The organism is Micromonospora sp. RP3T, assembly GCF_003027925.1.
In the GTDB taxonomy this organism is placed as follows: Bacteria; Actinomycetota; Actinomycetes; order Mycobacteriales; family Micromonosporaceae; genus Micromonospora.
This window is the reverse complement of sequence record NZ_PYPS01000034.1, coordinates 1-24,692: the sequence shown is the minus strand read 5'-3', so window position 1 is coordinate 24,692 and position 24,692 is coordinate 1. Positions and strand designations below refer to the sequence as shown.

Sequence of the window (24,692 nt, the reverse complement as noted above, 5' to 3'; positions counted from 1 at the left end):
GCCAGCGACGACACGCCCGAGCGTTCGAGCCCTCGACCGTGCCGTCCGATGTGATCGGTGTCGCCCCGGTCGGGGCATCCGTCAGGCATGCCCGGCCCTAGCGTCGCTGTCATGACCGTCAAGGAGGGCGTCGTGCGCATCGAGGTCGCCGCGACCGCGCCCGTCCGGCGCGGATGAGGTTCGCCCCGCCGCCCGGCCCGCTGCGCACGCTCGCGTCCGCCACCCTGGCCAACACCGTCGGCACCGGGCTCTGGCTGGCCGGCGGCGCGTTGTACCTGACCCGGGACGTCGGCCTCTCCGCCACCTCGGTGGGCGCCGGGTTGACCGTCGCCGGCCTGGTCGGGCTGACCGCCAGCGTGCCGTTGGGCGGCCTGGCGGACCGGTGGGACCCGCGTACGCTGCGCGCCGCGCTCCAGGTGGGTCAGGCGCTCGTCGCGGCGGCGTACCTGCTCGTCGACTCGCTGCCGGCGTTCCTGGCGGTGGCGGTGCCGGAGGCGCTGCTGGCGGCCGGCAACCTGGCGGTCCGGGCGGCGCTGGTCGCCGCGGTCGGCGGCCCGACCGGCCGGGTGCACGCGTTCGCCACCCTGCGTGCGGTGGCCAACCTGGGCATCAGCGTCGGCACCGCGCTGGCCGGGATCGCGCTGGCGGCGGACACCCACCGGGCGTACCAGGTGCTGGTGGTCGGCAACGCGGTCACCTATCTGCTCTCGGCGGCGCTGTTGTTACGGTTGCCGCCGCACCCGCCGACCGCCGCACGACAGCCGACCGACGCACGACAGCCGGCCGACGTGTCGCGGCGCGGTGGGCCGCTGCGGGACGGCTGGTTCCTGGCGGTGAGCGGCGCGTCCGCGTTGCTCGGCACGCACATGACCGTGCTGGTGCTGGTCGTGCCGCTGTGGACGGTCGGCCCCGCCGGGGCGCCACCGCCGGTGGTGTCGGCGGTGCTGCTCACCAACACGGCGCTCACCGTGCTGCTGGCGGTGCGGCTGAGCCGGGGCGCGGACTCCGCCGTCCCGGCCGCCCGCACACTGCGCCGGGCCGGGCTGGTGCTGGCCGCCGCCACCCCGGTCTACGCGGTGACCGCCGGCCGGCCGGTGTTCCCGGCGGTGGCGCTGCTGCTGGCGGCGACCGCGGTGTGGACGGTGGGCGACCTGTGGCACGGTGCGGCCGGCGCCGGGCTCGCCTACGACCTGGCCCCGCCCGGGTCGATCGGCGCCTACCAGGGGGCGGACGGGCTGCTCGCCGGGCTGGCCCAGGCGCTCGGCCGGGGCCTGCTGACGCTGCTGGTGCTGGGTGGCGGCGGGGTCGGCTGGCTGGTGCTCGGCGCGCTGTACGCCGTCGTCGGGCTGGCCGCCCCGGCGCTGGTCCGCCGCGCGGTGGCGAGCCGGCCGGCGCCCACCGGAGGACCGACCGGGCAGCCGGCCACCGCCGGATAGCAGGATGACGGGATGACCGAACGGGGAGGCATCACCATCCGGCCCGGCGGCCCGGCGGACGCCCCGACCGTGCTGCGGCTGTTCGACAGCGCCATCGCGTGGCTGGTCGAACGCGGCCGGCCCGAGCAGTGGGGCGTCGACCCGGTCTCGACCGACACGCGCCACATCGCCCGGGCCGACGCCTACGCCCGCGGCGGCGGCCTGCACCTCGCGGAGATCGACGGCACGGTCGTCGGCGCGCTGGTGGTCGGCGACGCGACCGAGCACGTGCCGCCGGCGACCGAGCCGGAACTGTACGTCAACCTGCTGGTCACCGACCGGGCGTACGCGGGTCGGGGGATCGGCGCGCGGCTGCTGGCGTTCGCGGCGGAACTGGCCCGCGACCGCGGGCTCGGCCTGCTGCGGGTGGACTGCTTCCGGAGCGCCGACCGGGCGTTGGTGCGCTTCTACGAGGGCTGCGGTTTCACCGCCACCGAGCCGTTCACGGTGACCCGACCGGGTCGGCCGCCGTGGCCGGGGCAGGTGCTGGCCCGCCGGCTCGACTGAGCGCCGCCGACGTCAGCCGATCTCCTCGTCGGCGAAGCACCAGCGCCACGACTCCCCCGGCTCGATCGAGCGCATCACCGGGTGCCCGGTGGACCGGAAGTGCTGGCTCGCGTGCTGGTACGGCGACGAGTCGCAGCAGCCCACGTGCCCGCAGCTCAGGCAGGCGCGCAGGTGCACCCAGTCCCGGTTGCCGACCGCCACGCAGTCGGGGCACTCGGTGGTGGTGACCGGCTCGGCGTCGCCCGCCCCGGTCAGGTGCTGGCAGCTCATTCGAGAACCTCCTGTCGTAGCAGCGACTCCTCCAGGTCCAGGTCCCGGTAGGCGCGGGTGAGCACCTCCTCCGGGATCTGGCCGGAGTCGCGGGCGGCCCGGAACACCTCCCGCTCGGCGTCGATCATCTCCTGCCGCAGCCGCGCGTACGCCTGGGAGGGGGTCTCCCGGTCGGTGCCACCGAGCCGTTCCCAGGCCATGTTGGACCGGGACGTGGTCAGCCCGCGCAGCCGCTCCACCACGGCCGGCGGCGCGTCGTCGGCCATCGCGTCGAGCCGTTCCAGGGCGGCCCGGCTGGCGCGCTGCTGCACGCCGGCAGCGGAGAGCGCGTCCTGCACCGGGTCGTCGGGGGGCAGCCGCAGCCGCCGGGCCAGCCACGGCAGGGTGGCGCCCTGCCCGACCAGGGTGGCCACGATCACCGCGAAGGCCAGCCAGATCAGCAGCGCACGCGGGTACGGCCGGTCGTCGGCGAGCGTGAGCGGCAGACCCAGCGCGGCGGCCAACGTCACCACGCCGCGCATGCCGGCCCAGCCGATGACGATGGGGAACTGCACCGGCGGCGCGGGGTCGCGCTGCCGGATCCGGGGCACCAGCCGGGCCAGGTAGGTGGCCGGGAACATCCAGACGAACCGGGACAGGAAGACGGCGGCGAGCACCGCGGCGGTGATCCCGACCAGCGAGCCGACCGGCTCGTCGAGGTCGCGCACCACCTCGGGCAGTTGCAGGCCGACCAGGAGGAACACCAGCCCTTCCAGCAGGAACTGGATCAGTCGCCAGAACGCGGTCACCTGGAGGCGGGAGCCGGCCGACATGAGCATCGGCAGCTTGTGGCCGATGCCGAGCCCGGTCACCACCACCGCGACCACGCCGGACGCGTGGATCTCCTCGGCGGCGTACACCACCGCGAACGGCACGATCAGCGACAGCGCGTTGTCCAGCACCGGGTCGGTGATGCGCTTGTGCAGGTAGCCGAAGACCACCACGCCCAGCACCCCGACCACGATGCCGCCGCCGGCGGCGATCAGCACCTCCCGGGCCACGTAACCGACGCCGACGCCCCCGGTGGTGGCGGTGGCCGCGACGATCGCCACCCGCAGCAGCACCAGCGCGGTGGCGTCGTTGACCAGGCTCTCGCCCTCCAGGATGGTGACGACCCGCCGGGGCAGGCCGACCCGACGGGCCACCGCGGTGGCGGCGACCGCGTCGGGCGGCGCCACCACCGCGCCGAGCGCCACGCAGATGGCGTACGGCAGGTCGGGCAGGAACAGGTGCACCACGGTGCCCACCACGAACGCGGTGAAGATCACCAGCCCGACCGCGAGCAGCAGGATCGGCCGCAGGTTGAGCCGGAACGCCGGCACCGAGGTGTTCACCGCCGCCACGTAGAGCAGCGGCGGCAGGATGCCGACGAGCACCAGGTCCGGTTCCAGCCGCACGTGCGGGAAGAACGGCAGGAAGGACAGCGCGAGGCCGAGCACCACCAGCAGGATCGGCGCGAGCAACCCGAGCCGGCGGGCCAGCGCCGCCCCGAACGTGGCGATCGCCAGGAACACCACGACCTCGAACAGAGCTTCCATGGGGTACGAGCCTAGGCGTCCCCGGGCCGGCCCGTGATCACGCGGTCGGGCGTACCTTCGGCAGCACCTCGGCACCGAACGCGTCGAGGAACGCGCGCTGTTCCTGGCCCACGTGGTGCAGGGCGATCTGGTCGAAGCCCAGCTCGACGTACTCCTGGAGCCAGCCGACGTGCCGGCCCAGGTCGGCGGAGACGTTGACGGTGTCGGTGACCTTCGACATCGGCACGTCGGCGCTGACCACGTCGAAGTGCTCGGCGGTCTCCAGGTCCCAGCAGACCGGCGGCGCGAACACGTTGCTGCGCCACTGCTCGTACGCGATGGCCTCGGCCTCGGCCTGCTCGGGCGCCCAGCTCACGTGCACCTGGAGGTGCAGCGGCCCGCGCCCGCCGGCGTCCCGGTAGGCGTCGATCATCTGCCGGAGGTGGTCGACCGGCGCGTTGACCGTGATCAGCCCGTCCGCCCACTCGGCGCACCAGCGGGCGGTGGCCACGCTGACCGCGGCGCCGACCAGCGCGGGCGGCTCCTCGGGGCGGGTCCACAGCTTGGCCCGGTCCACGGTGACCAGCCCGTCGTGGCTGACCTCCTCGCCGGCCAGCAGCGCCCGGATCACGTCGACGCACTCGCGCAGCCGGGCGTTGCGCAGCTCCTTGCGGGGCCAGACGTCGCCGGTGATGTGCTCGTTGCTGGCCTCGCCGGTGCCCAGCGCCGCCCAGAAGCGCCCGGGGTACATGGCGCCGAGCGTGCCGATGGCCTGCGCGATGATCGCCGGGTGGTAGCGCTGGCCGGGCGCGTTGACCACGCCGAAGGAGAGGTTGGTGGCCTGGAGCGCGGCGCCGAGCCAGGACCAGGCGAACCCGGACTGGCCCTGCCGCTCGCTCCACGGGGAGAAGTGGTCGGAGCACATGGCCGCGTCGAAGCCGGCCCGCTCGGCGTGGATCACCGCCTCCAGCAGCTTCGCCGGGTGGATCTGCTCATGGGATGCGTGGAAGCCGAACGCCGTCATGGGCAGCACTCCTACCCATGACGGCAGCCGGCCAATCGCACCTCACTCGGCGTGCGCGCCGGCGCCCGCGCCGGCCTCACCCTCGCCGATCCACACCGTCTTGGTGTTGCAGAACTCGCGCATGCCCAGCGCGGACAGCTCGCGGCCGTACCCGGAGTTCTTCACGCCGCCGAACGGCAGTTGCGGATAGGACGTGGTCATGCCGTTGACGAACACGTTGCCGGCGTCCAGGTCGGTGGCGAAACGCTCCTGCTCGGCCGGGTCGGTGGTCCAGGCGTTCGAGCCGAGGCCGAAGCTGGTGCCGTTGGCCACCTCGATCGCCTCGTCGTACGAGCCGACCCGGTAGAGGCCGGCGACCGGGCCGAACACCTCCTCACCCCACATCCGCATCTCCGGCCGCAGGTCGGTGACCACTGTCGGCGGGTAGAACCAGCCGTCCCCGGTCGGCTTCTCGCCGCCGCAGAGCACGGTGGCGCCCTGCCGCACCGCGTCGGTCACCTGCTCGTGCACCTCGTCCCGGCCGCGTTCGCTGGCCAGCGGGCCGACGTCGGTGCCGTCGTCCATCGGGTCGCCGACCCGCAGCGCCGCCATCCGGGCGGCGAACTTCTCGGCGAACGCGTCGAAGACGTCGGTGTGCACGATGAACCGCTTGGCGGCGATGCAGGACTGGCCGTTGTTCTGGCAGCGGGCGGTGGTGGCCACCTCGGCGGCCTGGTCCAGGTCGGCCGAGGGCATCACCACGAACGGGTCGCTGCCGCCCAGTTCCAGCACGGTCTTCTTGAGTTCCCGGCCGGCGATCTGCGCGATGGAGCGGCCGGCCGGCTCGCTGCCGGTGAGCGTGGCGGCGCGGACGCGGGGGTCGCTGAGAATGCGGTCCACCGCGTCGGAGCCGACCAGCAGCGTGGTGAAAGCGCCCTCGGGAAAACCGGCGCGGCGGAACAGGTCCTCCAGGTAGAGCGCGGTCTGCGGCACGTTCGAGGCGTGCTTGAGCAGGCCGGTGTTGCCGGCCATCAGGGCCGGGGCGGCGAAGCGCATCACCTGCCACAGCGGGAAGTTCCACGGCATCACCGCCAGCACCGCGCCGATCGGCTGGTAGCGGACGTACGCCCGCTTCGCCTTGACCGCGGCGGCGTCGGCCGGCTCGTCGGCGAGCATCGTCGGCGCCTGCTCGGCGTAGAAGCGGCAGGCGGCGGCGCACTTGGTGACCTCCGCCTTCGCGGCGGCGTACGTCTTGCCCATCTCGGTGGTCATCAGCCGGGCGGTGGCGTCCCGCTCGGCGTCGAGCAGGTCGGCGGCGGCGGTGAGCCACCGGGCGCGCTGCGCGATCGTGGTGTCCCGCAACTGCCGGTACGCGAGGTCGGCCCGCTCGATCGCGGCGTCGACCTGCTCGTCCGACATCGCGTCGTACGTCTTGAGCACCTGTCCGGTGGCGGGATTGGTGGTGGCGATGGGCATGGCGACTCCTGTCACTCGAACAGCGAGTGCCGCACGCCCGGCTCCTCCCGGCGGCGGGCGGCGCGACGGCGCTGGATGACGACCAGATCGACCACGGCCACCACGGCGAGGATCGCGCAGACGACGCCCAGCCAGGCCAGGTCGGCGGCGAACGCGAACACCGCGAGGACGGTCATCACGACCACACCGAACAGGGCCAGCACGAGGCGCAGGTTCAGCGCGCTGTTCGCGTGTCCGACCGTGCCACGGGCGCGGCGGGGCTGTGATCGGGTCATTCTTCCCGGCTACCCCGGCTCGGCCGGGGTTAACCGGTGCGGCGGGCGCGACCGGTGATCCCGGCCACGGAGCGGGCACGCGCCGGATGCGACCGCGGGGTGGACGCGTTGGATCGGTCTGCCGGTTCCGGCGGAGATCCCGCGGCGGTGGAGAGGATGGCATGACCACGATGCAGGCGGTGCCCGTGACCGTCGCCGTCTCGCGGCGCGCCGACCCGGCGCGTACCGGGGAGATGGTGGCGTGGATGCGGGCCGGCACGGCGCTCGCGGAGAGCTTCCCAGGGTTCCTGGGCGCCGGCTTCGTCCGCAGCGCCCCGGGTTCCGCCGAGTGGCACGTGATGTACCGCTTCGCCGACGCGGACACGCTGCGCGGCTGGGAGGACTCCCCGCAGCGGCACTGGTGGCTCAGTTCGGCGCAGGGCATCGTCGAGCACACCCGGGTGGAACGCCGTACCGGCATCGAGGGCTGGTTCGACCGGCCGGTGGACCACGTGGTGGAGACCGTCGGGGTGGCCGAGCCGGCGACCCCGACCGCCCCGCCACGCTGGAAGCAGGCGGTCACCATCTGGCTGGCGTTCTTCCCGCTCAGCCTCACCGCCACGCTGCTGACCGCCCGGTTCGTCGCCGACGTGCCGCTGGCGGGCCGGACGCTGCTGATGACGCTCGTGCTGACCCCGCTGATGACCTACCTGGTGCTGCCGCGGATCACCCGGGCGCTGCACTGGTGGCTGCACGGCCAGCCGGCGCCCTGGCGGCGCTGAGGCCGCGAATGTGAACGACCGGTGTCAATGAAAGATGGGCGACAGACCTTCCGTACGGACGGCCGAGGCGCATAGGGTCGACGCGCCGCTTGGTGCCACCGGACGGGGGAACCCGCATGCCTCGACGCTGGATCGCCGCGCTCGCCTGCGTCGCGGCGCTGGTGGCGCTGGCCTGCGACGGCTCCGGCTCGGCGTCGCCCCGCCCGTCCGACACGCCCCGGCCCGGTGACCCCCGGGTGCTGACCGCGCTCGGCGACTCGGTCACCACCGGCTTCGGCTCCTGCCTGGTGCTGGTGAGTTGTGAACGCAACTCCTGGTCGAGCGGGGACAGCCTGCGGGTGGAGAGCGTCTACCGGCGGCTGCGCGCGGACGCGCCGGCGCTGCGGGCGTACAACCGGGCCGAGCCCGGCGCCCGCGCGGCCGGGCTCGCCGACCAGGCCCGGTCCGCGGTCCGCGACAAGGCGGACCTGGTCACCGTGCTGATCGGCGCGAACGACGTGTGCCGGGCCGGGGTCGACGCGATGACCCCGGTCGACACGTTCCGGGACCAGGTCGACGCGGCGCTGACGGTGGTGCGCAAGGGCCGGCCGAAGGCGCGGGTGCTGGTGGTCAGCATCCCCGACCTCTACCGCCTCTGGCAGCTCGGGCACACCGAGTCGCGGGCCGTCCGGGCCTGGTCGCGCGGCGTCTGCCCGGCGCTGCTGGCCGACGCCACGTCGACCGCGCCGGCCGCGACGGCCCGCCGGGCCAAGGTCAAGGCCCGGATCGAGGCGTACGACGACGAACTGCGCGCCGCCTGCCGCGCGTACGGCTCACGCTGCCGCTGGGACGGCGGCGCGGTGCACCGCCACCGGTTCGACCTGGACCAGGTCAACGCGCTGGACTGGTTCCACCCGAACGCGGCCGGCCAGGGCCGGCTGGCCGAGGTGGCCTGGAACGCCTCCGGCTGGGCCCGCGACTGAGACCGACCGACCCGGTCAGGGTTGGCGCGGGCCCGGGAGCTGCCGTGGTCCCGCCGCGCGGTAGAGCGCGCGGGCCCGGTCGGCGAGTTCCTTGGTGGCCGACGAGTTGGCCCAGGTGCCGAGGATGATCGCGGCGCCGGGGACGACCTTGGCGAACATCCGCTTGGCGGCGCGGACCCCGGCCATCCGGGCCAGCCGCACGCCGAGCTGGAGCATCACCCGACCCAGCGCCCGGTTGCCGGCGGAGCCGAACAACGCACCGGCGCGTTCCCGGCCGGCGGCCACGCCCAACGCCAGCCGGGCGGTCTCGGCGGCCTTGTGCACCCGCTGGAGCACCAGCAGGTCGGTGGCCCGGTCGGGGTGTGTCGGGTCGACGCCGTAGGCGGCGGCCACGTGCAGCACCAGCCGGGCCTGGGTCCAGGCCAGCACGCCCACGTCGATCACCGCGCCGGGCAGCCCGGCCGCGCCGGAGACCGCACCGGAGAGCCGGGCGTGGTTGACGAACTTGCGCACCGCCTGGTCGGCCACCTGCTCGGGGGGTGCGTCCGGCCGCTCCGCCCGCGCCCGGGCGGCCCACTGCGCGGCCTCGGGGCCGAGCCGGCGCACCGCCTCCAGCGCCAGGTGCTCCGGCGCGTACTGCGGGTCCTCCCGCATCCGGTCCCAGAGCGTGGCCGGCGGCGCTTCGGGCGCCTCCACCGGCGGGACCGGGACGGCGGGGACGGCGGTGGGCTCCCCGTCGACGGGGGCGGGGTCGGTCACGGGACGCTCCGGGGGTTCGTACGGCGGGGGGTGGGCCGGTCAGCGACGGCGGGTCGACGACAGCCGGCTGGCGAGCTGCCGCAGCCGGGCCTGGTTCTCCGGCTTGGCGATCTCGCGCCGGCCCCGGTCGACCAACTGCTGACCACGCGGCGACCGCAGGAAGGTGGTGATCCGTTGCATCAGCGACATGGCGTCCTCCTGTTCGCGGTCCCCCTCATGTGTACCTGGAACCGGCAACCTCCTGGTACCCGGACCGGCCGTCCGGCAACCGTCCAGTTCGGTCAGCCGAGGACCTCGGCCACCACCTCGCCGGCCAGCCACTCGTGCTGCGCGTACGCGTCGGGGAACGCCGAGATCTGCACCGCCTGGGCGGCGACCGACAACGGCAGGTCCTGCCAGCCGGGGATCTCCTCCAGCGCGGCCAGGAACGCCTGGGTCGCGTACTCCGGGTCCATCAGCTGGGCCACCGTGCCCCAGCCGCTGCTCGGCCGCTGCTGGAACAGCCCGACCGAGTCGTGGTCCCAGCCGACGGCCTGGTGCGGGTAGCTCTGCGACTCGGGCAGCACGCCGCTGGCGTAGTTGAGCAGCGTGCTCTCCTGCATCGCGGTGGCCACCGCGATGACCAGCCCACGGCGCGGCACGCCCATCTCCCGGCCGGCCCGCACGATCTTCGTGGCGTTGTCCATCTGGGTGCGGTTCAGGCCGGCGACCGGGACGATCCGGCGTGGCTTCGGCTTCGCCTTCGGCGTGGCCTTGACCTTCGGCTTCGGTGTCGCGGACAGGGACGGGGACGGGGACGGGCTGGCGCTCGGGGTGGTCGGGGTGGTCGGGGCGGTGCTCGGCCGGGCCAGGCCGCGGGAGGCCGCGTCCAGCGCCGCGCGCTCGGCCAGCTCCACGGCGGGGGCGGGCTTCGTGGCGCGGTCCGGGGCGCCGAGATCGAGCTGGCTGACGCCGACCAGGCCGAGGCAGCAGGCCGTGCCGGCGGCGACCGCCAGTCGGGCGCGGGGGTTCAGCAGGGCCCGCAGGCGGGTACGCCGGGTACCCGGCGAGGCAGTGGTTGTCCATTCGGTTGACGGGGTATCGTCCAAACGGTCAGCCGGGCGGCCGGGGCTGTTCGGGTCGTCGGGGGTGCCGTTGTCACGCATCCGACGAGGCTAGACAGGGCAAATAGGGATCACCCAGGCTCAACGGGTGGCCCTCGCCACACTTCGGGGGGACGCCGCGGGACATTCGCGTGCGGGCCAGCCCAGGACGGTGCCGACCTCGCGGAACGGGCCAACCGCCGGTCCGCCGCGCAGCCGGTCGGCCCGGGCAGGAAGCACGCGGCCGGCGGCGGAGCGGCCGATGATCGACTAACTCGTCCGTTCGGGCCACCCACCCATGGGCCGCCGGACGGACCCGTGGCCGAATCGTGATCACGCTCCGAGCGGTCGACGGGTCCGTAACGGAATGGACCACTCCCCCCGGTACGTTTGCCGAATCGGGGACGCGTTCGCGCGACGCCCCCCGTACGCGTCGACAGGGAGGACCCACCGGTGCTCGACCCACACGAGCTCTACGAACTCACCGACGAGCTGCCCGACGACCTCGGCCAGCCGGTGCTGATCCAGGCGCTCACCGGCTTCGTCGACGCCGGCAGCGCCACCCGGCTGGCCCGGGAACAGCTGCTCGCCTCCCTGGACGCCCGCACCATCGCCCGCTTCGACATCGACCAGATGTTCGACTACCGGTCCCGCCGACCGGTGATGACCTTCGTCGAGGACCACTGGGCCGACTACGACGCCCCGGAGGTCGAGCTGCACCTGCTGCACGACGACGACGAGACGCCGTTCCTCCTGCTCACCGGCCCCGAGCCGGACCTCCAGTGGGAGCGGTTCGTGGCCGCCGTCGCCGGGCTGTCGGCCCGCCTCGACGTCCGGCTCACCGTCGGGCTCAACTCGATCCCGATGGCGGTGCCGCACACCCGACCCAGCGGCGTCACCGCGCACGCCACCCGGCCGGAGCTGATCGCCGGGCACGAGCCCTGGCTCCAGAAGGTGCAGGTGCCGGCCAGCGTCGGGCACCTGCTGGAGTACCGGCTCGGCGAGCAGGGACGCGACGCGCTGGGCTTCGCCGCGCACGTGCCGCACTACGTCGCCCAGACCGAGTACCCGGCCGCCGCCGAGGCGCTGCTCGCCGCCGTGTCCAAGGGCACCGGCCTGCTGCTGCCGCGCGACGGCCTGCGCACCGCGGCCGAGGCGATCCGGGTGGAGATCGACCGCCAGGTGGCCCAGACCGACGAGGCGGCCACGCTGGTCCAGGCGCTGGAGGAGCAGTACGACGCGTTCGCCCGGGGTCGCGGCGAGAAGAGCCTGCTCGCCACCGAGACCGGCCCGCTGCCCAGCGCCGACGAACTCGGCGCCGAGCTGGAACGCTTCCTCGCCGAGCAGACCCGCCCGGGCGACACCCCGGAACGCTGACCGGGCGGAGCGGGCCGGGATGCGGCAGGCTGGAGCCATGCGCCTGGCGACCTGGAACGTCAACTCGGTGAAGGCCCGCCTGCCCCGGCTGCTCGACTGGCTGGGCACCACGAAGCCCGACGTGGTCTGTCTCCAGGAGACGAAGTGCCCGGACGGGGCGTTCCCGGTCGCCGAGGTGGGCGCGCTGGGTTACGAGGTGGCCAGCCACAGCGACGGACGGTGGAACGGCGTGGCCGTGCTGTCCCGGGTCGGGCTGGCCGACGTTGCGGTCGGCTTCCCCGGCGAGCCCGGGTTCCCCGAGCCGGAGGCGAGGGCCATCGCCGCCACCTGCGACGGGGTACGGGTCTGGTCGGTGTACGTGCCGAACGGCCGCGCCCCGGACGACCCGCACTACGCGTACAAACTGGCCTGGTTCGCGGCGCTGCGCGACGCGCTGGAGCCGGAGGTGGCCGTGGCCCGGCCGCTCGCCGTCTGCGGTGACTTCAACGTCGCGCCGACCGACGCCGACGTCTGGGACCCGGCGCTCTTCGCCACCTCCACCCACGTCACGCCGGCCGAGCGGGCCGCGCTGGCCGCGCTGCGCGACCTGGGGCTCAGCGACGTGGTGCCCACCCCGATGAAGGGCCCGCACCCCTACACCTACTGGGACTACCGGGCCGGCATGTTCCACCAGAACAAGGGCATGCGGATCGACCTGGTGTACGCCACCGCGCCGTTCGCCCGCGCGGTCCGCTCCGCGTACGTGGACCGGGAGGCCCGCAAGGGCAAGGGCCCCTCCGACCACGCCCCGATCGTGGTCGACGCCGACCTGACGCCCACCGTCGAGGCGTTCTGAGTCGCCGTAGGCTGGACGGCATGGCAGTCGTGAAGATCAACGCGATCGACGTCCCGCCCGGTGCCGGCGAGGAACTGGAGAAGCGGTTCGCCGCCCGGGCCGGCGCGGTGGAGAACTCCCCCGGGTTCCTCGGCTTCGAGCTGCTCCGCCCGGTCGCCGGCGAGACCCGTTACTTCGTCTACACGAGGTGGGAGACGGAGGAGGCGTACCAGGCGTGGGCGCAGGGCTCGTCCCGGGCCGCGCACGCCGCCGGAGAGGGCGCCGAACCGCGCAAGCCGGTCGCCACCGGCGCCACCCTCCTGGAGTTCGAGGTGGCCCTCCAGGTCCCCCACACCCCCTGACACCCGCCCCGCGCCGTTCGCCCAGGCTTCCGCTCGGCCAAGGATCGACGTGGTCGACGGATGTCAGCGCTTGGACTCCATCCTCTGAAGACGCCGACGAACTCCGTGATCGCCCAGTCCAGTTGAGCGCAGGTGTGGAAGTCGACGCAGCTCAGGCATCCTTGTCGTCGCGGCGTCGTGCTGGCCGCCAGGAAGTAGCCGTCAAGCGTCCGCTTGACTTCGAACAGCCTGCGGACCCTTGAGTCTTCGTTGCGGTCATCCATCGGCATCGCGAAACCACCCTCCCGACGCATGTATGAGCAGGCCCCACCTGGGGGGCAGAGTCCATGCGTCGTGCTCCCCCAGGTGGGCTCGCGAGGCAGGAACCCAGGAGTTTGCCGAAACCAGGGAACCAACGGAGATCAACTCATGCCGACGGAGAGAGTCGACTACCGGCGCATAGCGAACGAGATCACGGAAAAGATCAAATCCGGGGTGCTTGCTCCTGGCACCAAACTGCCCTCGACTCGTGAACTGGCCGATTCCTACGGCGTTCACATTTCCACGATCAACCGAGTTACCACCATTCTGAAAGATCGTGGCGTTGTGGTGGGACACCCCGGGAAAGGTGTCCACGTCGCTGAGTCCGAGTAAGCACGTCGTCCGACTCGTATGCCTCCTCTCACCATCCGGAAGATCCCGACCACTGCTCAGGAACGCCAGAGATCTTGGTAGGAACTGGCCCTCAGCGGGGCCGTTTCGTTCCAAGATCTCGTGAGGGTAGCCCGGTCAGGGGGTGCGGGTGGCGAAGACGATCACGTTGTCCTCGTAGCCGGTGCGTCCGCCCAGCCACGTGCCGCCGCAGGTGATCAGGCGCAGCTCGGCCGGGCCGGAGTCGCCGTAGACCCGGGCGGCGGGCAGGTTCGCCTTGTCGAAGTACTCCACACTGTCGACGGTGAACGACACCACGCTGCGGTCCGTGCGGGTCACCCGGATCACCCCGCCCGGCTTCAGCTCGCGAAGCCGGTAGAACACCGCCGGCCCGCTCTTGCTGTCGACGTGGCCGACGATGATCGCCCGCCCCGGCTCCCCCGGCACCGCGCCCCGGTTGTACCAGCCGGTCTGGTCGGTCTCGGTCAGCGGCGGCACGTCGATCGACCCGTCCCGCGCCTGACCGACCGGGGTGACCGGCGCGTCGACCTTGATGGCCGGCACGGACAGGCGGACCGGACGGCCCACCGGTTTCCGGGCCGCAGTGGTGGCCGGTGCGGGTGCCGCCGCGCTCGACCCGGCGGACGCCTCGGTGAAGTCGAACGGCCCGGCGGTGCGGCCGAGCCCGGCCCCGACGGCGAACACGCCGACCAGCACCAGCACCACGGCCAGCGGCTTCGACCAGGGACTTCGGCCCCGGTCCCGCCGCTGCGGAGCGTGCGGCGGCGTACCGGACGTCGACGCACCGTCGGGAGGCGGCCCGGCCGACCGGGAACGCACGGGGGGCGGCCCGGCCGGGGGCGGACTCCACGGCCCCGAGCCGCCGGGGGGCGCGGTGGCCGACCGGGAGCCGGTGACCGGCGCGGCAGAAGGGAGGCCACCGGCGTACGACGCCGCACCGGGACCCGGCGGGGCGGCGGGCGGGGGCAGGGCGAGGAACGGCCAGCCGGAGCGCCGGGAACCGGCGGGCGGCGGGGCGGCGTGGTCGGCCATGGCGGGCCTCAGCGCCCGGCGGCGTGCCGACGGGAGGCGGCCACGCCGAGACCGGCGCCGACCATGGTCAGCGCCAACCCGATCGGCACCAGCAGGCCGCCGAGGCCGGGGCCGGCGGTGCCGCCGAAGCCGGTCGCCGGGCCGCGGCTGGGGAAGTGGCTGGGCGGGTGACTCGGCGGCCGGGTGGGCTGGGCCCGCTTGACGACCTGGAGCATGGTGGACGCGGTCTCCCCGCTCGGGCACTCCAGTTTGACCCGGTAGTTGCCGGGTCGGGTGCGCTCGTTGACCATCGGCGAGGCGGTGAGCAGGCCGCGCTGCGGCTGCACCTGGATCTTGCCGAAGGCGTCGGAGGCCACGATCGCGGGCACCGAATTGTCCCGGCAACTGGCCCGGATGCCGACCAGGAAACCCGGCTCGACCGTGCCCGGGGTGACCTCCACGAAGATCACGTCACCGGCGGGCTGCTCGGGACCCGGTTCGGCGGCACCGGGCACCGGCTCGGCGGCGAGCGGCGCGGCCCGGGCGGGCACGGCGCCGAGCAGCGGGAAGGCGCACGCGCCGACCGCGACCAGCAGCGCCGCGCGTCCCCTGACTGACCCCATGACCCCTCCCGGCGTACGGGAATGAATCCTCTCACCCCTGGCCGCACCTCACATCCGAACGGCGGCGTCGGTCGCGTAGGCTCGGGTCGCTGTGACCACCACCGACGTCTCCACCGCCCGCATCCGCACCTTCCATCCGCGTCGCGGCCGGATGAGTGACCGGCAGCGCGACGCGTTGACCCGGCTCTGGCCCGCGTACGGCTTGGAGATCGCCGCCCTCGACGGGCCGTGCGATCCGGCGACGCTGTTCGGACGGCGGGCGCCGCTGGTGCTGGAGATCGGCTCCGGCATGGGCGACGCCACCGCCGCGATGGCGGCGGCCGACCCGAGCCGACACTATCTGGCGGTCGAGGTGCACACGCCGGGAATCGCCAACCTGCTGGACCTGGTGGAACGGCACCGGCTGGAGAACGTGCGGGTCGCCGAGGGCGACGCGTTGGACCTGGTCCGGGCCATGCCCGAGGGGTGCCTGGACGCGGTGCACGTCTACTTCCCGGACCCGTGGCCGAAGACCCGGCACCACAAGCGCCGGATCATCGCACCGGCGCACGTGGCGCTGCTGCGGTCCCGGCTGACGCCGGGCGGCACGCTGCACTGCGCCACCGACTGGGCCGAGTACGCCGAGTCGATGCGGGCGACGCTGACCGCCGACCCGGAGCTGGTCGACGTGCACGGTGGCTACGCTCCCCGACCGGCGCACCGACCGGTGACCAAGTTCGAGCGGCGCGCGCTGACCGCCGGCCGGGACGTCTTCGACCTGATCCACCGGCGGCGCTGACGCCGGGGTTCTGGAGCCGGCCGGGAACCCCGGGCGCTGAACCCGGTTGGCGCGGCAGGGCACCGCCCAGGCACGATGGGAGCCGCCATGACTCTCACCGCCGCGCTGCCGAAGACCGCCGACCCCGACACGCTCTACGACGCGTTCGCCTCCTGGGCGTCCGAGCGCGGTCTCGACCTCTACCCCCACCAGGAGGAGGCGGTCATCGAGATCGTCTCCGGCGCGAACCTGATCATGAATACGCCGACCGGCTCGGGCAAGAGCCTGGTGGCGATCGCGGCGCACTTCGCGGCCCTCGCCGACGAGCGGACGACGTTCTACACCGCGCCGATCAAGGCGCTGGTGTCGGAGAAGTTCTTCGCGCTCTGTGAGGTCTTCGGCGCGGAGAACGTCGGCATGCTCACCGGCGACGCCAGCGTCAACGCCGACGCGCCGATCATCTGCTGCACCGCGGAGATCCTGGCCAACCTGGCGCTGCGGGAGGGTCGCCGGGCCGACGTCGGCCAGGTGATCATGGACGAGTTCCACTTCTACGCCGAGCCGGACCGGGGCTGGGCCTGGCAGGTGCCGATCATCGAGCTGCCGCAGGCCCAGTTCGTGCTGATGTCGGCCACGCTCGGCGACACCACCCGCTTCGTCGACGACCTGACCCGGCGCACCGGCCGGCCGACCGCCGTCGTCCGCTCGGCCGAGCGACCGGTCCCGCTCCTCTTCTCGTACGCGACCACGCCGCTGCACGAGACGCTCGAAGAGCTGCTGGAGACCAAGCAGGCCCCGGTGTACGTGGTGCACTTCACCCAGGTCGCCGCGCTGGAACGCGCCCAGGCGTTGATGAGCGTGAACGTCTGCACCCGCGCCGAGAAGGACCTGATCGCCACCGCGATCGGCAACTTCCGGTTCACCTCGGGCTTCGGCAAGACGCTGTCCCGGCTGGTCCGGCACGGCATCGGCGTGCACCACGCCGGCATGCTCCCGAAGTACCGCCGCCTGGTGGAGACGCTCGCCCAGGCCGGCCTGCTCAAGGTCATCTGCGGTACGGACACGCTCGGCGTCGGCATCAACGTGCCGATCCGCACCGTGCTCTTCACCGGCCTTTCGAAGTACGACGGGGTGCGGACGCGCCTGCTGAAGGCGCGCGAGTTCCACCAGATCGCCGGCCGGGCCGGACGGGCCGGCTTCGACACCATCGGCCGGGTGGTGGTGCAGGCGCCCGAGCACGTGATCGAGAACGAGAAGGCGCTCGCCAAGGCCGGCGACGATCCGAAGAAGCGCCGCAAGGTGGTGAAGAAGAAGCCGCCGGAGGGCTCCATCGGCTGGGGTGAGCCGACGTTCCAGCGCCTGGTCGAGGCCGAGCCGGAACCGCTCACCTCCAGCTTCCAGGTCAGCCACTCGATGCTGCTCAACGTGATCGGCCGCCCCGGCGACGCGTTCGCCTCGATGCGGCACCTGCTCACCGACAACCACGAGGACCCGGCCGCCCAGCGGCGGCACATCCGCCGGGCCATCGCCATCTACCGGGCGCTGCGCGCCGGCGGCGTGGTCGAGGAGCTGCCCGAGCCGGACGAGCAGGGCCGCCGGGTACGCCTCACCGTCGACCTCCAGCTCGACTTCGCGCTCAACCAGCCGCTGTCGCCGCTCGCGCTGGCCACCATCGAGCTGCTCGACCGGGAGTCCCCGGCGTACGCGCTGGACGTGCTCAGCGTGATCGAGGCGATCCTGGACAACCCGCGGCAGATCCTCTCCGCGCAGCAGTTCAAGGCCCGTGGCGAGGCGGTCGCCGCGATGAAGGCCGACGGCATCGAGTACGAGGCGCGCCTGGAACTGCTCGACGAGGTGACCTGGCCCAAGCCGCTCGCCGAGCTGCTGGCGGGCGCGTACGAGATGTACCGGCAGGGCCACCCGTGGGTCGCCGACCACGAACTGGCCCCGAAGTCCGTGGTCCGGGACATGTACGAGCGGGCCATGACGTTCCCGGAGTACGTCCAGTTCTACGGGCTGTCCCGCTCCGAGGGGCTGGTGCTGCGCTACCTCGCGGACGCGTACAAGACGCTGCGGCAGACCGTGCCGGAGGACGCCAAGACCGAGGAGCTGGTCGACCTCATCGAGTGGCTGGGCGAGCTGGTCCGCCAGGTCGACTCCAGCCTGATCGACGAGTGGGAGCGGCTGCGCAACCCGTCCGACGTGGCCGAGGTGGCCGCCTCGCTGGACGACCGGCCGCCGGCGGTGACCCGTAACGCGCGGGCGTTCCGGGTGCTGGTGCGCAACGCGCTGTTCCGTCGCGTCGAGCTGGCCGCGTTGCGCCGCTGGGACCTGCTCGCCGAACTGGACGCCGGGGACGGCTGGCACGCGGACGCGTGGGCGGACGCGCTGGAGCCGTACTTCGAGGCGTACGACTCGATCGGGGTGGGGCCCGACGCGCGCGGGCCGGTGCTGCTGATGATCGAGCAGGGTCGGGAGCGGTGGACCGTACGCCAGATCCTGGACGACCCCGACGGCGACCACGACTGGGGCATCAGCGCGGAGGTCGACCTGGCCGCCTCGGACGAGGTGGGCGCGGCGGTGGTCCGCGTCACCGACGTCGGCCAGCTCTGACCCGACTCGGCCGGGCCGGCCAGCTCTGACCCGACTCGGCCGGGCCGGCCGTCTCTGGCCGGGCCGGCCGCGGCCGGTGCCGGGCCGAGCCGACCAGGGCCGGGTCGACGGGTCAGCCGACGCCGTCGGGCGGGGTGAGGTCGGCGGCGTCGACGACGGCGGTCCGGCCGTCGTCGAAGGTGACCGCCGCGCGGCCGTCCGGCCGGGCCTGCGCGGTGCCGACCCGCCCGTCCGGGGTACGGACCGGGGACCGGGACGGCTCGGGCGGCGCGTCGTCGAACCGGGCCGGAGTGGTGCCGGTCGCGGCGGCGGCGGTGGCCGCGAACCCGCTGATCCGCACGAGGCTGCGCCCGGCGAAGGCCACGTAGAGCGTCGGGTCGGCCGGGTTCGAGATCGGGTCGTAGTAGCAGTTCGCCGGCCGGCCGCGGAGCGCGCCGGTGTCGAGCAGCCGCGTCCAGTGCTGCCCGTCCGCGGTGGTGAACGCACCGGCCAGGCCGACCGCGAAGCGCCGCCCCGGATCGGTGGGGTCGAACTGCATGTCGCTGAGGATGCCGCCGTAGTGGTCGCCCTGGCCGTCGGCGTCCTCGTCGCGGTCGACCTCGATCCGGCCGCCGCAGGTGAGCATCCGCTCCAGGGCGGTGTCGACCTGCCAGGTGACGCCGCCGTCGTCGGAGCGTCGCACGTGGTCGGAGTCCAGCAGGTACAGCAGGCGGGGCCGGTACGGGTCGACGAAGAACCGGCGGGCCGCGCCGGCGCCCCCGCCGGGGACGAGCTGCTGCCAGGTGGCCATGCCCTCGGTCCACGTCCAGAGCCGGCGCGCGGAGTCGCCGCCGACGTAGAACACCGTGCCGCGGTGCCCGCCGGACGCCTGCACGAGGCCGACGTTCGGGTCCGGCAGGAACGGCCCCTGCTGGGTGACCGGCCCGTTCGGGCCGGCGCCGAAGCCCGGGATGACGAAGAGGGGACGCGGCGCGAACGTGCCGTCGCCCTTGTTCACGGCGACGAGCACACCGGCCTCACCGAAGCCGACCAGGTCGGCGTGGCCGGTGGTGGCCACGTCCGCCACCAGCCGGGGGTGGCGCTCGACCCGCCAACCGCCGGCCTGGTAGCCGAGGTCGGCGAGGACCGGCGTGGGCGTGAACGCGAACGACCCGTCGCCCTGACCGCGGGCGACGTAGACGCCGGCGTCCCCGAATCCGACGATGTCGGCCGTCCCGTCGCCGGTGAGATCGGCGAGGAGGCGGGGATGCCTGTCCACCCGCCACCCGGCGTTGAAGCCCAGGTCCGCGAGCACGAACCGCGGCTCGGCGAACGTGCCGTCGCCGTGGTTCAACGCCACCCACACCCCGTCGTCCCCGAACCCGACGATGTCCGCCCGACCGTCACCCGTCACGTCCACCGCGAACCGCGGATGCCGCTCCACCCGCCAGCCACCCGCCGCGTACCCGAACCCCGCCACCGCCGGCACCGGGGAGAACGCGAACGACCCGTCGCCCTGACTGAGCGCCACGTACACCCCGGCGTCCCCGAACGCCACGATGTCCGCCTTGCCGTCACCGGTCAGATCGGCGAGCACCCGGACGTGCCTGTCCACCCGCCACCCGGCGTTGAAGCCCAGGTCCGCGAGCACGAACCGCGGCTCGGCGAACGTGCCGTCGCCGTGGTTCAACGCCACCCACACCCCGTCGTCCCCGAACCCGACGACGTCGGCCCGACCGTCACCCGTCACGTCCACCGCGAAGCGCGGATGCCGCTCCACCCGCCAGCCACCCGCCGCGTACCCGAACCCCGCCACCGCCGGCACCGGGGAGAACGCGAAGCTGCCGTCCCCGTTGCTCAGCGCGGTGTAGACACCCGCGTCGCCGAACGCCACGATGTCGGCCCGCCCGTCACCGGTCAGATCCGCGAGCACCCTCACGTGCCGGTCCACCCGCCACCCGGAGTCGTAGCCCAGGTCGGCCAACACGAACCGGGGGTCGGCGAACGAGCCGCCGGACGTGCGCAACGCCGTCCACACGCCCGCGTCGCCGAACCCGACGATGTCGGCGTGCCCGTCCGCTGTCAGGTCGGCGAGCAGGCGGGGGTGCCGGTCCACCCGCCAGCCGCCGGGCGTGTCCCAGTCCGTGCGCTTCCGCACGTCGCGGAGGTTCCGGACGCGCAGCAGCACGGCCAGGTTGTTGGGGAAGCTCGGCCGGCCCGGGGAGGAGAAGTTGCCGAAGAAGCGGATGAAGACGTGGTCGTCGGGCTGCGGGGCGTCGCCGGGCAGGTCGAGCACGATCGGGCGGTGGCCGCGGATGGCGAAATCGCTGACCGCGTTCCAGAGCGTCGAACCCGGGCGCAACGGCGGACCCGGGATGATCTGCCGCCGCGCGGTGCCGGTCACGTCCGGAAGCTCACCGTCGGCAGCCCCGTACAGGGCCAGGGTGTTCCCCGTGCCGCCGACCGCGACGCCGCCCTCGGTGTTCCACCGTGGCGTGAAGACCAGCATCTGCGACGGCCGCAGCGGGTCGGCGAACGAGCAGTCGTTGTCGCCGCCGCCGTAGTCCTGCGGCCGCCACGTCCGCCCGCCGTCGGGGGACGCGAAGCCGTCGTTGTCTCCGGTGTTCAGCGAGATGACCGGGCCCCGGCCGGGCAGCGCCAGGCCGGCGACGTTCACCACGGAGAGCGTGCTGATGCTGCCGGCGGCGTCGAAGTGCCGGCCGCCGTCGGTGCTGCGGAAGATGCCGCCGTCACTCGCCATCCAGACGGTGCCGGCGGTCGGCGCGTACGCACCGTCGGAGAAGGTGGCCGCGAAGTCGCCGGAGAGGAAGACGCCGTGCAGGTCGACGTGGGCGTGCTGCCCGTCGTCGAGTTCCTGCCAGTCGGCGGCGGAGGCCGGGTCGAGCGGTGCCGCGAACACCTTCGCGCGTTGCGGCCCGTAGAACAGCACCTCGCCGTGGCCGGGCCGGGTGGCGGCGACGAACACGTTGCCGCTGTACTGCTTGCCCAGCGTCGGCAGCGGCACCGGCGTCCACTGTGCCGCGCCGGTCTGCGCGAACTGCGCGTAGTCGCCGCGCCAGAGCTGGGGCGGGTCCAGGTTGGCGTCGCCGGTGGCGAACACCTCAAGCGGTGAGCGCGGGGACACCACCATGACGCGCTCGTTGGGGCCGTTCCACAGGCCGGTCGCGCCGCCGATGCTCGGGGGGACCTGGCCGGCGTCGCGGACCCAGGTCGTGCCGGCGTCGACGGAGACGAAGACCTGCCTGCTGGCGAGCGCGTACACCGTCGGGGGTTGGAGGCCGCCGACGGGCGTCTCGGCGACCGCCACGTGGTTCACCGGTTGGAGGCGTCCGCCGGGCTGGCGCAGCACGTCGGTGAACGTGGCGCCGCCGTCGGTGCTGACCGCCAGCGAGCTGCCGCCGGCGGCGTACACCAGGTTGGCGGTGCCCGGCGCCCAGACGAGCTGGCCGGCCCCGGGCAGCCGCGCCTCGCCGGCGGCCCGGGGGAACGTGTGCACGCGGGCCCAGCTCGCCCCCCGGTCGCTGGATCGCCAGACGCCGGCGTCCTGTGTCTCCCGGTCGCTCTGCGTCAGGGCGAGGACTGTCGCCTCCGCGCCGAAGTTGGGCAGCACGAAGCGCGGCGGGTCGAACCCGGTCCCGTTGGCGAGGCTGACGTGGACGCCGGCGTCGCCGAACCCGACCACGTCGGCGCGGCCGTCGCCGGTCACGTCGACCAGGAACCGGGGATGCTTCTCCACCCGCCAGCCCTGGTCGTAGCCGAAGTCGGCGACCGCCAGTCGGCGTGGCGCGAAGGTGCCGTCGCCATTGTTGGGGGCGAGGTGGACACCGGCGTTGCCGAAGCCGACCAGGTCGGCGTGCCCGACGCTGGTCACGTCCGCGACCAGGCGGGGATGCCGCTCGACCCGCCAGCCGCCGGCGGCGTAGCCGAAGTCGGCAAGCGTGGGCGTGGGGATGAACGCGAAGCTGCCGTCGCCGTTGCTGTGGGCGGTGTAGACCCCGGCGTCGCCGAAGGCGACGATGTCGGCCCGCCCGTCGCCGGTCAGGTCCGCCAGGAACCGGGGGTGCCGCTCCACCCGCCAGCCCGCCTGATAGCCCAGGTCGGCCAGCACGAACTGCGGCGGTGCGAACGTGCCGTCGCCGTGGTTCAACGCCACCCACACCCCGTCGTCGCCGAACCCGACGATGTCCGCCTTCCCGTCCCCGGTCACGTCCACCGCGAAGCGGGGGTGCCGGTCGACGCGCCAGCCACCGGCCTGCGCCCCGAAGGCCGCCACCGCCGGCACCGGCGTGAACGCGAACGAGCCGTCCCCCTGGCTGAGCGCCACGTACACCCCGGCGTCGCCGAACGCCACGATGTCGGCCGTCCCGTCCCCGGTCAGGTCCGCCAGCACCCGGACGTGCTTCTCCACCCGCCAACCGGAGTGGTAGCCCAGATCGGCCAGCACGAACCGGGGCGGCGCGAACGTGCCGTCGCCGTGGTTCAACGCCACCCACACCCCGTCGTCGCCGAACCCCACGATGTCGGCCCGACCGTCACCTGTCACGTCCGCCAGGAACCGGGGGTGCCGGTCCACCCGCCAGCCTCCGGCCTGCGTGCCGAAGTCCGCCGACAACAGCCGGGGCGCGGCGAACGTGCCGTCGGATCCGCTCGTCGCCGTCCACACGCCGGTGTCGCCGAAGCCGACGATGCCCGCGCCGGAGGCCGCCGAGATGACACCCGGCAGGCGGGGGGTGCGCTCCACCGACCAGCGCGCCACGTCCGGCGCGACGGCGATCGAGGTGACGCAGTAGCCGCCGATCGCGCCCGGCACGCCGAACTGGTCGGCGGCCGGCTCCGGTCGGGCGAGCTGCGTCCACGACTCGCCACCGTCCTCGGATCGCCAGAGGCCGCTGGAGAAGGACCCGGCGAAGACCAGCCGGCCGTCGTCGGAGCTGTCGAGCGAGAGCATCCGCCCGGTGGTGAACTGCCCCGACCTGCGGTGCGGCATGGTGGCGCGGGTCGGGCTGACGTCGTCGATCGTGGTCATGACGACGTCACCGGGCCGGAGCCGTCCGGCGCCACTCCAGCCGGGCCGAGACGGCGCACCCGGCGGAGAGCACGAACAGGCCGGCGACCAGCAGCCACTCGACGGTGCCGTCGTGGTTGTCGGGCTCGATGCCGAACGCCTCCAGCCAGTCCCGCCAGAACAGCGTCAGCAGGAAGAGCGCGCCGAAGAGCGACGCCGAGACGACCTCGGCCCAGAACCGGGCCCGGAACCTGCGGTGCGGAGTCTTCATGGGGTGCTCCTCGACGTCGTCCGGCCAGGTCAACCGGGGAGTGACGGCGCTCAGCGTAGGCCCGTGCCGCGCCCGGTGCCGTCGGCTGAGCGACAGCACCGCGGAACGCGGGCGTCGGGTTGGGGTCGTCGGTGGTCCTCGACCGGGCTCAGCGCACCGGCGTGAGGAGCCGGCCGGCCGCGACGGGGCGTGCCGCCACCGCGGGCGTTCTGCGCCATCCGCGTACGCGGGCGTCGCCAAACCCTGGGCGATGTCACACCCGTCGATTAGAATGTATGTACTAAACGAGCTTTTGACCTGGGAGGATGCTCGTGACTGCGCCCACCTCAGCCGCCCCTCTCACCCCCTACGCCACCCTTCTCGGCTTCACCCGCTACGTCGACCGGACCGGCCCCACCAAGGCGACGTTCGTCGGCGGCCTGCGCCGGCAGCGGGCGAGCCGGCACGGCTTCAACCCGCACGGGCAGTTCGTCAAGGCGCTCAAGGCCGACGTCGCGTTCCACACCGGCGGCACCCACCTGGCCCAGGTCGCCGACGTGGTCAAGCCGCGCTGGCGCCCGCTCTACGAGGCGCTCGTGCCGGGCGCGACGCGCTGGCTGCACTCGCTCGGCGAGCCGACCGGCGTCGACCTGGCCCAGACCCGGGATGCGCTGGCGATGCTGGGCGACCTGCCCGTGAAGATCAACCCACAGTTCGGCGTGCGTTTCGCCGACGGCCGGGCCGAGGCGATCCGGCTGCACTTCGACGAGGCGCCGCCGAGCGAGGAGGCGACGCTCGCCACGCTGCACCTGATGGCCCGACACATGGACGCGGTGCTGCCGCACGCCGAGCCGGTGCTGGTCGACGTGCGGCGAGGCGAGGCGCACCGCATGCCGGCCGACGCCAAGCCCGAGCGGATCGAGCAGTGGCTGGCCGGCGAGGCCGCCGCGTTCCGCGCCATCTGGTCCACCGCCGCCTAACTCGAAAATCGACCGTGACTTGACGTGCGGCAGCATCCCGCGTCGCGAAGCGGCGCGGGATGGGTCTTGTGGGGTGGTGCGTTAGGCGGCGAGGTCGAGGGTGACGCGGTAGCCGAGGGCTTC

22 protein-coding genes and 1 pseudogene are annotated in these 24,692 nt (G+C 73.7%); 11 read left to right on the top strand and 12 right to left on the bottom strand.

All coding sequences use genetic code 11. From position 1 onward, the window contains the following. The first annotated feature begins 173 nt into the window (after positions 1-173). Together C8054_RS24415 and C8054_RS24410 are read left to right on the top strand one after the other, a co-directional pair. Positions 174-1,436 carry an MFS transporter gene (locus C8054_RS24415; RefSeq protein WP_107160632.1) on the top strand — a complete coding sequence of 421 codons (1,263 nt, stop codon included), beginning with the start codon at positions 174-176 and terminating at the stop codon, positions 1,434-1,436. Positions 1,437-1,448: 12 nt separating this feature from the next. Further along, positions 1,449-1,982 carry a GNAT family N-acetyltransferase gene (locus C8054_RS24410; protein WP_107160630.1) on the top strand — a complete coding sequence of 178 codons (534 nt, stop codon included), beginning with the start codon at positions 1,449-1,451 and terminating at the stop codon, positions 1,980-1,982. Between the two features lie 12 nt (positions 1,983-1,994). On the opposite strand, the gene C8054_RS24405 is transcribed toward C8054_RS24410, so the two are convergent. Genes C8054_RS24405 through C8054_RS24385 form a run of 5 tightly spaced genes read right to left on the bottom strand, consistent with a single transcriptional unit; the run spans position 1,995 to position 6,562 of the window. Beyond that, positions 1,995-2,252: a UBP-type zinc finger domain-containing protein gene (locus C8054_RS24405; RefSeq protein ID WP_107160628.1), complete on the bottom strand. Its 258-nt coding sequence runs from the start codon at positions 2,250-2,252 to the stop codon at positions 1,995-1,997. Continuing rightward, positions 2,249-3,829 carry a Na+/H+ antiporter gene (locus tag C8054_RS24400; protein ID WP_107160626.1) on the bottom strand — a complete coding sequence of 527 codons (1,581 nt, stop codon included), beginning with the start codon at positions 3,827-3,829 and terminating at the stop codon, positions 2,249-2,251. The genes C8054_RS24405 and C8054_RS24400 overlap by 4 nt, the downstream gene beginning before the upstream one ends. Before the next feature lie 37 nt (positions 3,830-3,866). After that, entirely contained in the window at positions 3,867-4,832 is a 966-nt protein-coding gene (locus tag C8054_RS24395) for a TIGR03885 family FMN-dependent LLM class oxidoreductase (protein WP_107160756.1), read from the bottom strand. A gap of 42 nt (positions 4,833-4,874) precedes the next feature. After that, positions 4,875-6,287, bottom strand: coding sequence for an NADP-dependent succinic semialdehyde dehydrogenase (locus C8054_RS24390; protein ID WP_107160624.1), 1,413 nt, complete (start codon positions 6,285-6,287; stop codon positions 4,875-4,877). An 11-nt stretch (positions 6,288-6,298) separates the two neighbouring features. After that, a complete protein-coding gene (locus C8054_RS24385; RefSeq protein WP_107160622.1) occupies positions 6,299-6,562 on the bottom strand; it encodes a DUF6343 family protein in 264 nt (87 codons plus the stop codon). 161 nt (positions 6,563-6,723) lie between these two features. On the opposite strand from C8054_RS24385, the gene C8054_RS24380 reads away from it, so the two are divergent. Next, the gene (locus C8054_RS24380; protein ID WP_107160620.1) at positions 6,724-7,323 is read left to right on the top strand and encodes an antibiotic biosynthesis monooxygenase; all 600 of its coding nucleotides are present in this window, start codon (positions 6,724-6,726) and stop codon (positions 7,321-7,323) included. A 116-nt stretch (positions 7,324-7,439) separates the two neighbouring features. After that, a complete protein-coding gene (locus C8054_RS24375; protein ID WP_107160618.1) occupies positions 7,440-8,285 on the top strand; it encodes a GDSL-type esterase/lipase family protein in 846 nt (281 codons plus the stop codon). A 15-nt stretch (positions 8,286-8,300) separates the two neighbouring features. Here C8054_RS24375 and C8054_RS24370 read toward each other — a convergent pair whose 3' ends face one another. The 3 genes from C8054_RS24370 to C8054_RS24365 form a co-directional block, all read right to left on the bottom strand. Then, positions 8,301-9,044, bottom strand: a complete 744-nt coding sequence (locus C8054_RS24370; RefSeq protein WP_107160615.1) for an EcsC family protein — start codon at positions 9,042-9,044, stop codon at positions 8,301-8,303. Positions 9,045-9,083: 39 nt separating this feature from the next. Then, positions 9,084-9,233, bottom strand: coding sequence for a hypothetical protein (locus C8054_RS32360; RefSeq protein ID WP_199199904.1), 150 nt, complete (start codon positions 9,231-9,233; stop codon positions 9,084-9,086). 92 nt (positions 9,234-9,325) lie between these two features. Next, a complete protein-coding gene (locus C8054_RS24365) occupies positions 9,326-10,189 on the bottom strand; it encodes a peptidase M23 (protein ID WP_107160613.1) in 864 nt (287 codons plus the stop codon). A 390-nt stretch (positions 10,190-10,579) separates the two neighbouring features. On the opposite strand from C8054_RS24365, the gene C8054_RS24360 reads away from it, so the two are divergent. The 4 genes from C8054_RS24360 to C8054_RS24345 all read left to right on the top strand — a co-directional run bounded on the left by C8054_RS24360 (position 10,580) and on the right by C8054_RS24345 (position 13,312). Beyond that, a complete protein-coding gene (locus tag C8054_RS24360) occupies positions 10,580-11,503 on the top strand; it encodes a proteasome assembly chaperone family protein (protein ID WP_107160611.1) in 924 nt (307 codons plus the stop codon). Positions 11,504-11,540: 37 nt separating this feature from the next. Then, positions 11,541-12,338, top strand: coding sequence for an exodeoxyribonuclease III (locus C8054_RS24355; protein WP_107160609.1), 798 nt, complete (start codon positions 11,541-11,543; stop codon positions 12,336-12,338). Positions 12,339-12,358: 20 nt separating this feature from the next. Continuing rightward, positions 12,359-12,679: an antibiotic biosynthesis monooxygenase gene (locus tag C8054_RS24350; RefSeq protein WP_107160607.1), complete on the top strand. Its 321-nt coding sequence runs from the start codon at positions 12,359-12,361 to the stop codon at positions 12,677-12,679. Positions 12,680-13,087: 408 nt separating this feature from the next. Then, a complete protein-coding gene (locus tag C8054_RS24345) occupies positions 13,088-13,312 on the top strand; it encodes a GntR family transcriptional regulator (protein WP_107160605.1) in 225 nt (74 codons plus the stop codon). Positions 13,313-13,447: 135 nt separating this feature from the next. Here C8054_RS24345 and C8054_RS24340 read toward each other — a convergent pair. After that, a pseudogene (locus tag C8054_RS24340) lies at positions 13,448-14,062 on the bottom strand (class F sortase); the annotation flags it as partial. 308 nt (positions 14,063-14,370) lie between these two features. Next, positions 14,371-14,964, bottom strand: coding sequence for a hypothetical protein (locus C8054_RS24335; RefSeq protein WP_107160600.1), 594 nt, complete (start codon positions 14,962-14,964; stop codon positions 14,371-14,373). Between the two features lie 151 nt (positions 14,965-15,115). On the opposite strand from C8054_RS24335, the gene trmB reads away from it, so the two are divergent. Further along, positions 15,116-15,742 carry a tRNA (guanosine(46)-N7)-methyltransferase TrmB gene (gene trmB, locus C8054_RS24330; protein ID WP_233220167.1) on the top strand — a complete coding sequence of 209 codons (627 nt, stop codon included), beginning with the start codon at positions 15,116-15,118 and terminating at the stop codon, positions 15,740-15,742. 87 nt (positions 15,743-15,829) lie between these two features. Beyond that, positions 15,830-18,334: an RNA helicase gene (locus C8054_RS24325; protein WP_107160596.1), complete on the top strand. Its 2,505-nt coding sequence runs from the start codon at positions 15,830-15,832 to the stop codon at positions 18,332-18,334. Between the two features lie 112 nt (positions 18,335-18,446). On the opposite strand, the gene C8054_RS24320 is transcribed toward C8054_RS24325, so the two are convergent. Continuing rightward, entirely contained in the window at positions 18,447-23,360 is a 4,914-nt protein-coding gene (locus C8054_RS24320; RefSeq protein WP_107160594.1) for a VCBS repeat-containing protein, read from the bottom strand. A 7-nt stretch (positions 23,361-23,367) separates the two neighbouring features. Continuing rightward, positions 23,368-23,610, bottom strand: a complete 243-nt coding sequence (locus C8054_RS24315; RefSeq protein WP_107160754.1) for an ABC transporter permease — start codon at positions 23,608-23,610, stop codon at positions 23,368-23,370. Between the two features lie 311 nt (positions 23,611-23,921). Here C8054_RS24315 and C8054_RS24310 point away from each other — a divergent pair, with 311 nt between their 5' ends. Continuing rightward, positions 23,922-24,569, top strand: a complete 648-nt coding sequence (locus tag C8054_RS24310; protein WP_107160752.1) for a hypothetical protein — start codon at positions 23,922-23,924, stop codon at positions 24,567-24,569. Positions 24,570-24,692: the final 123 nt, after the last annotated feature.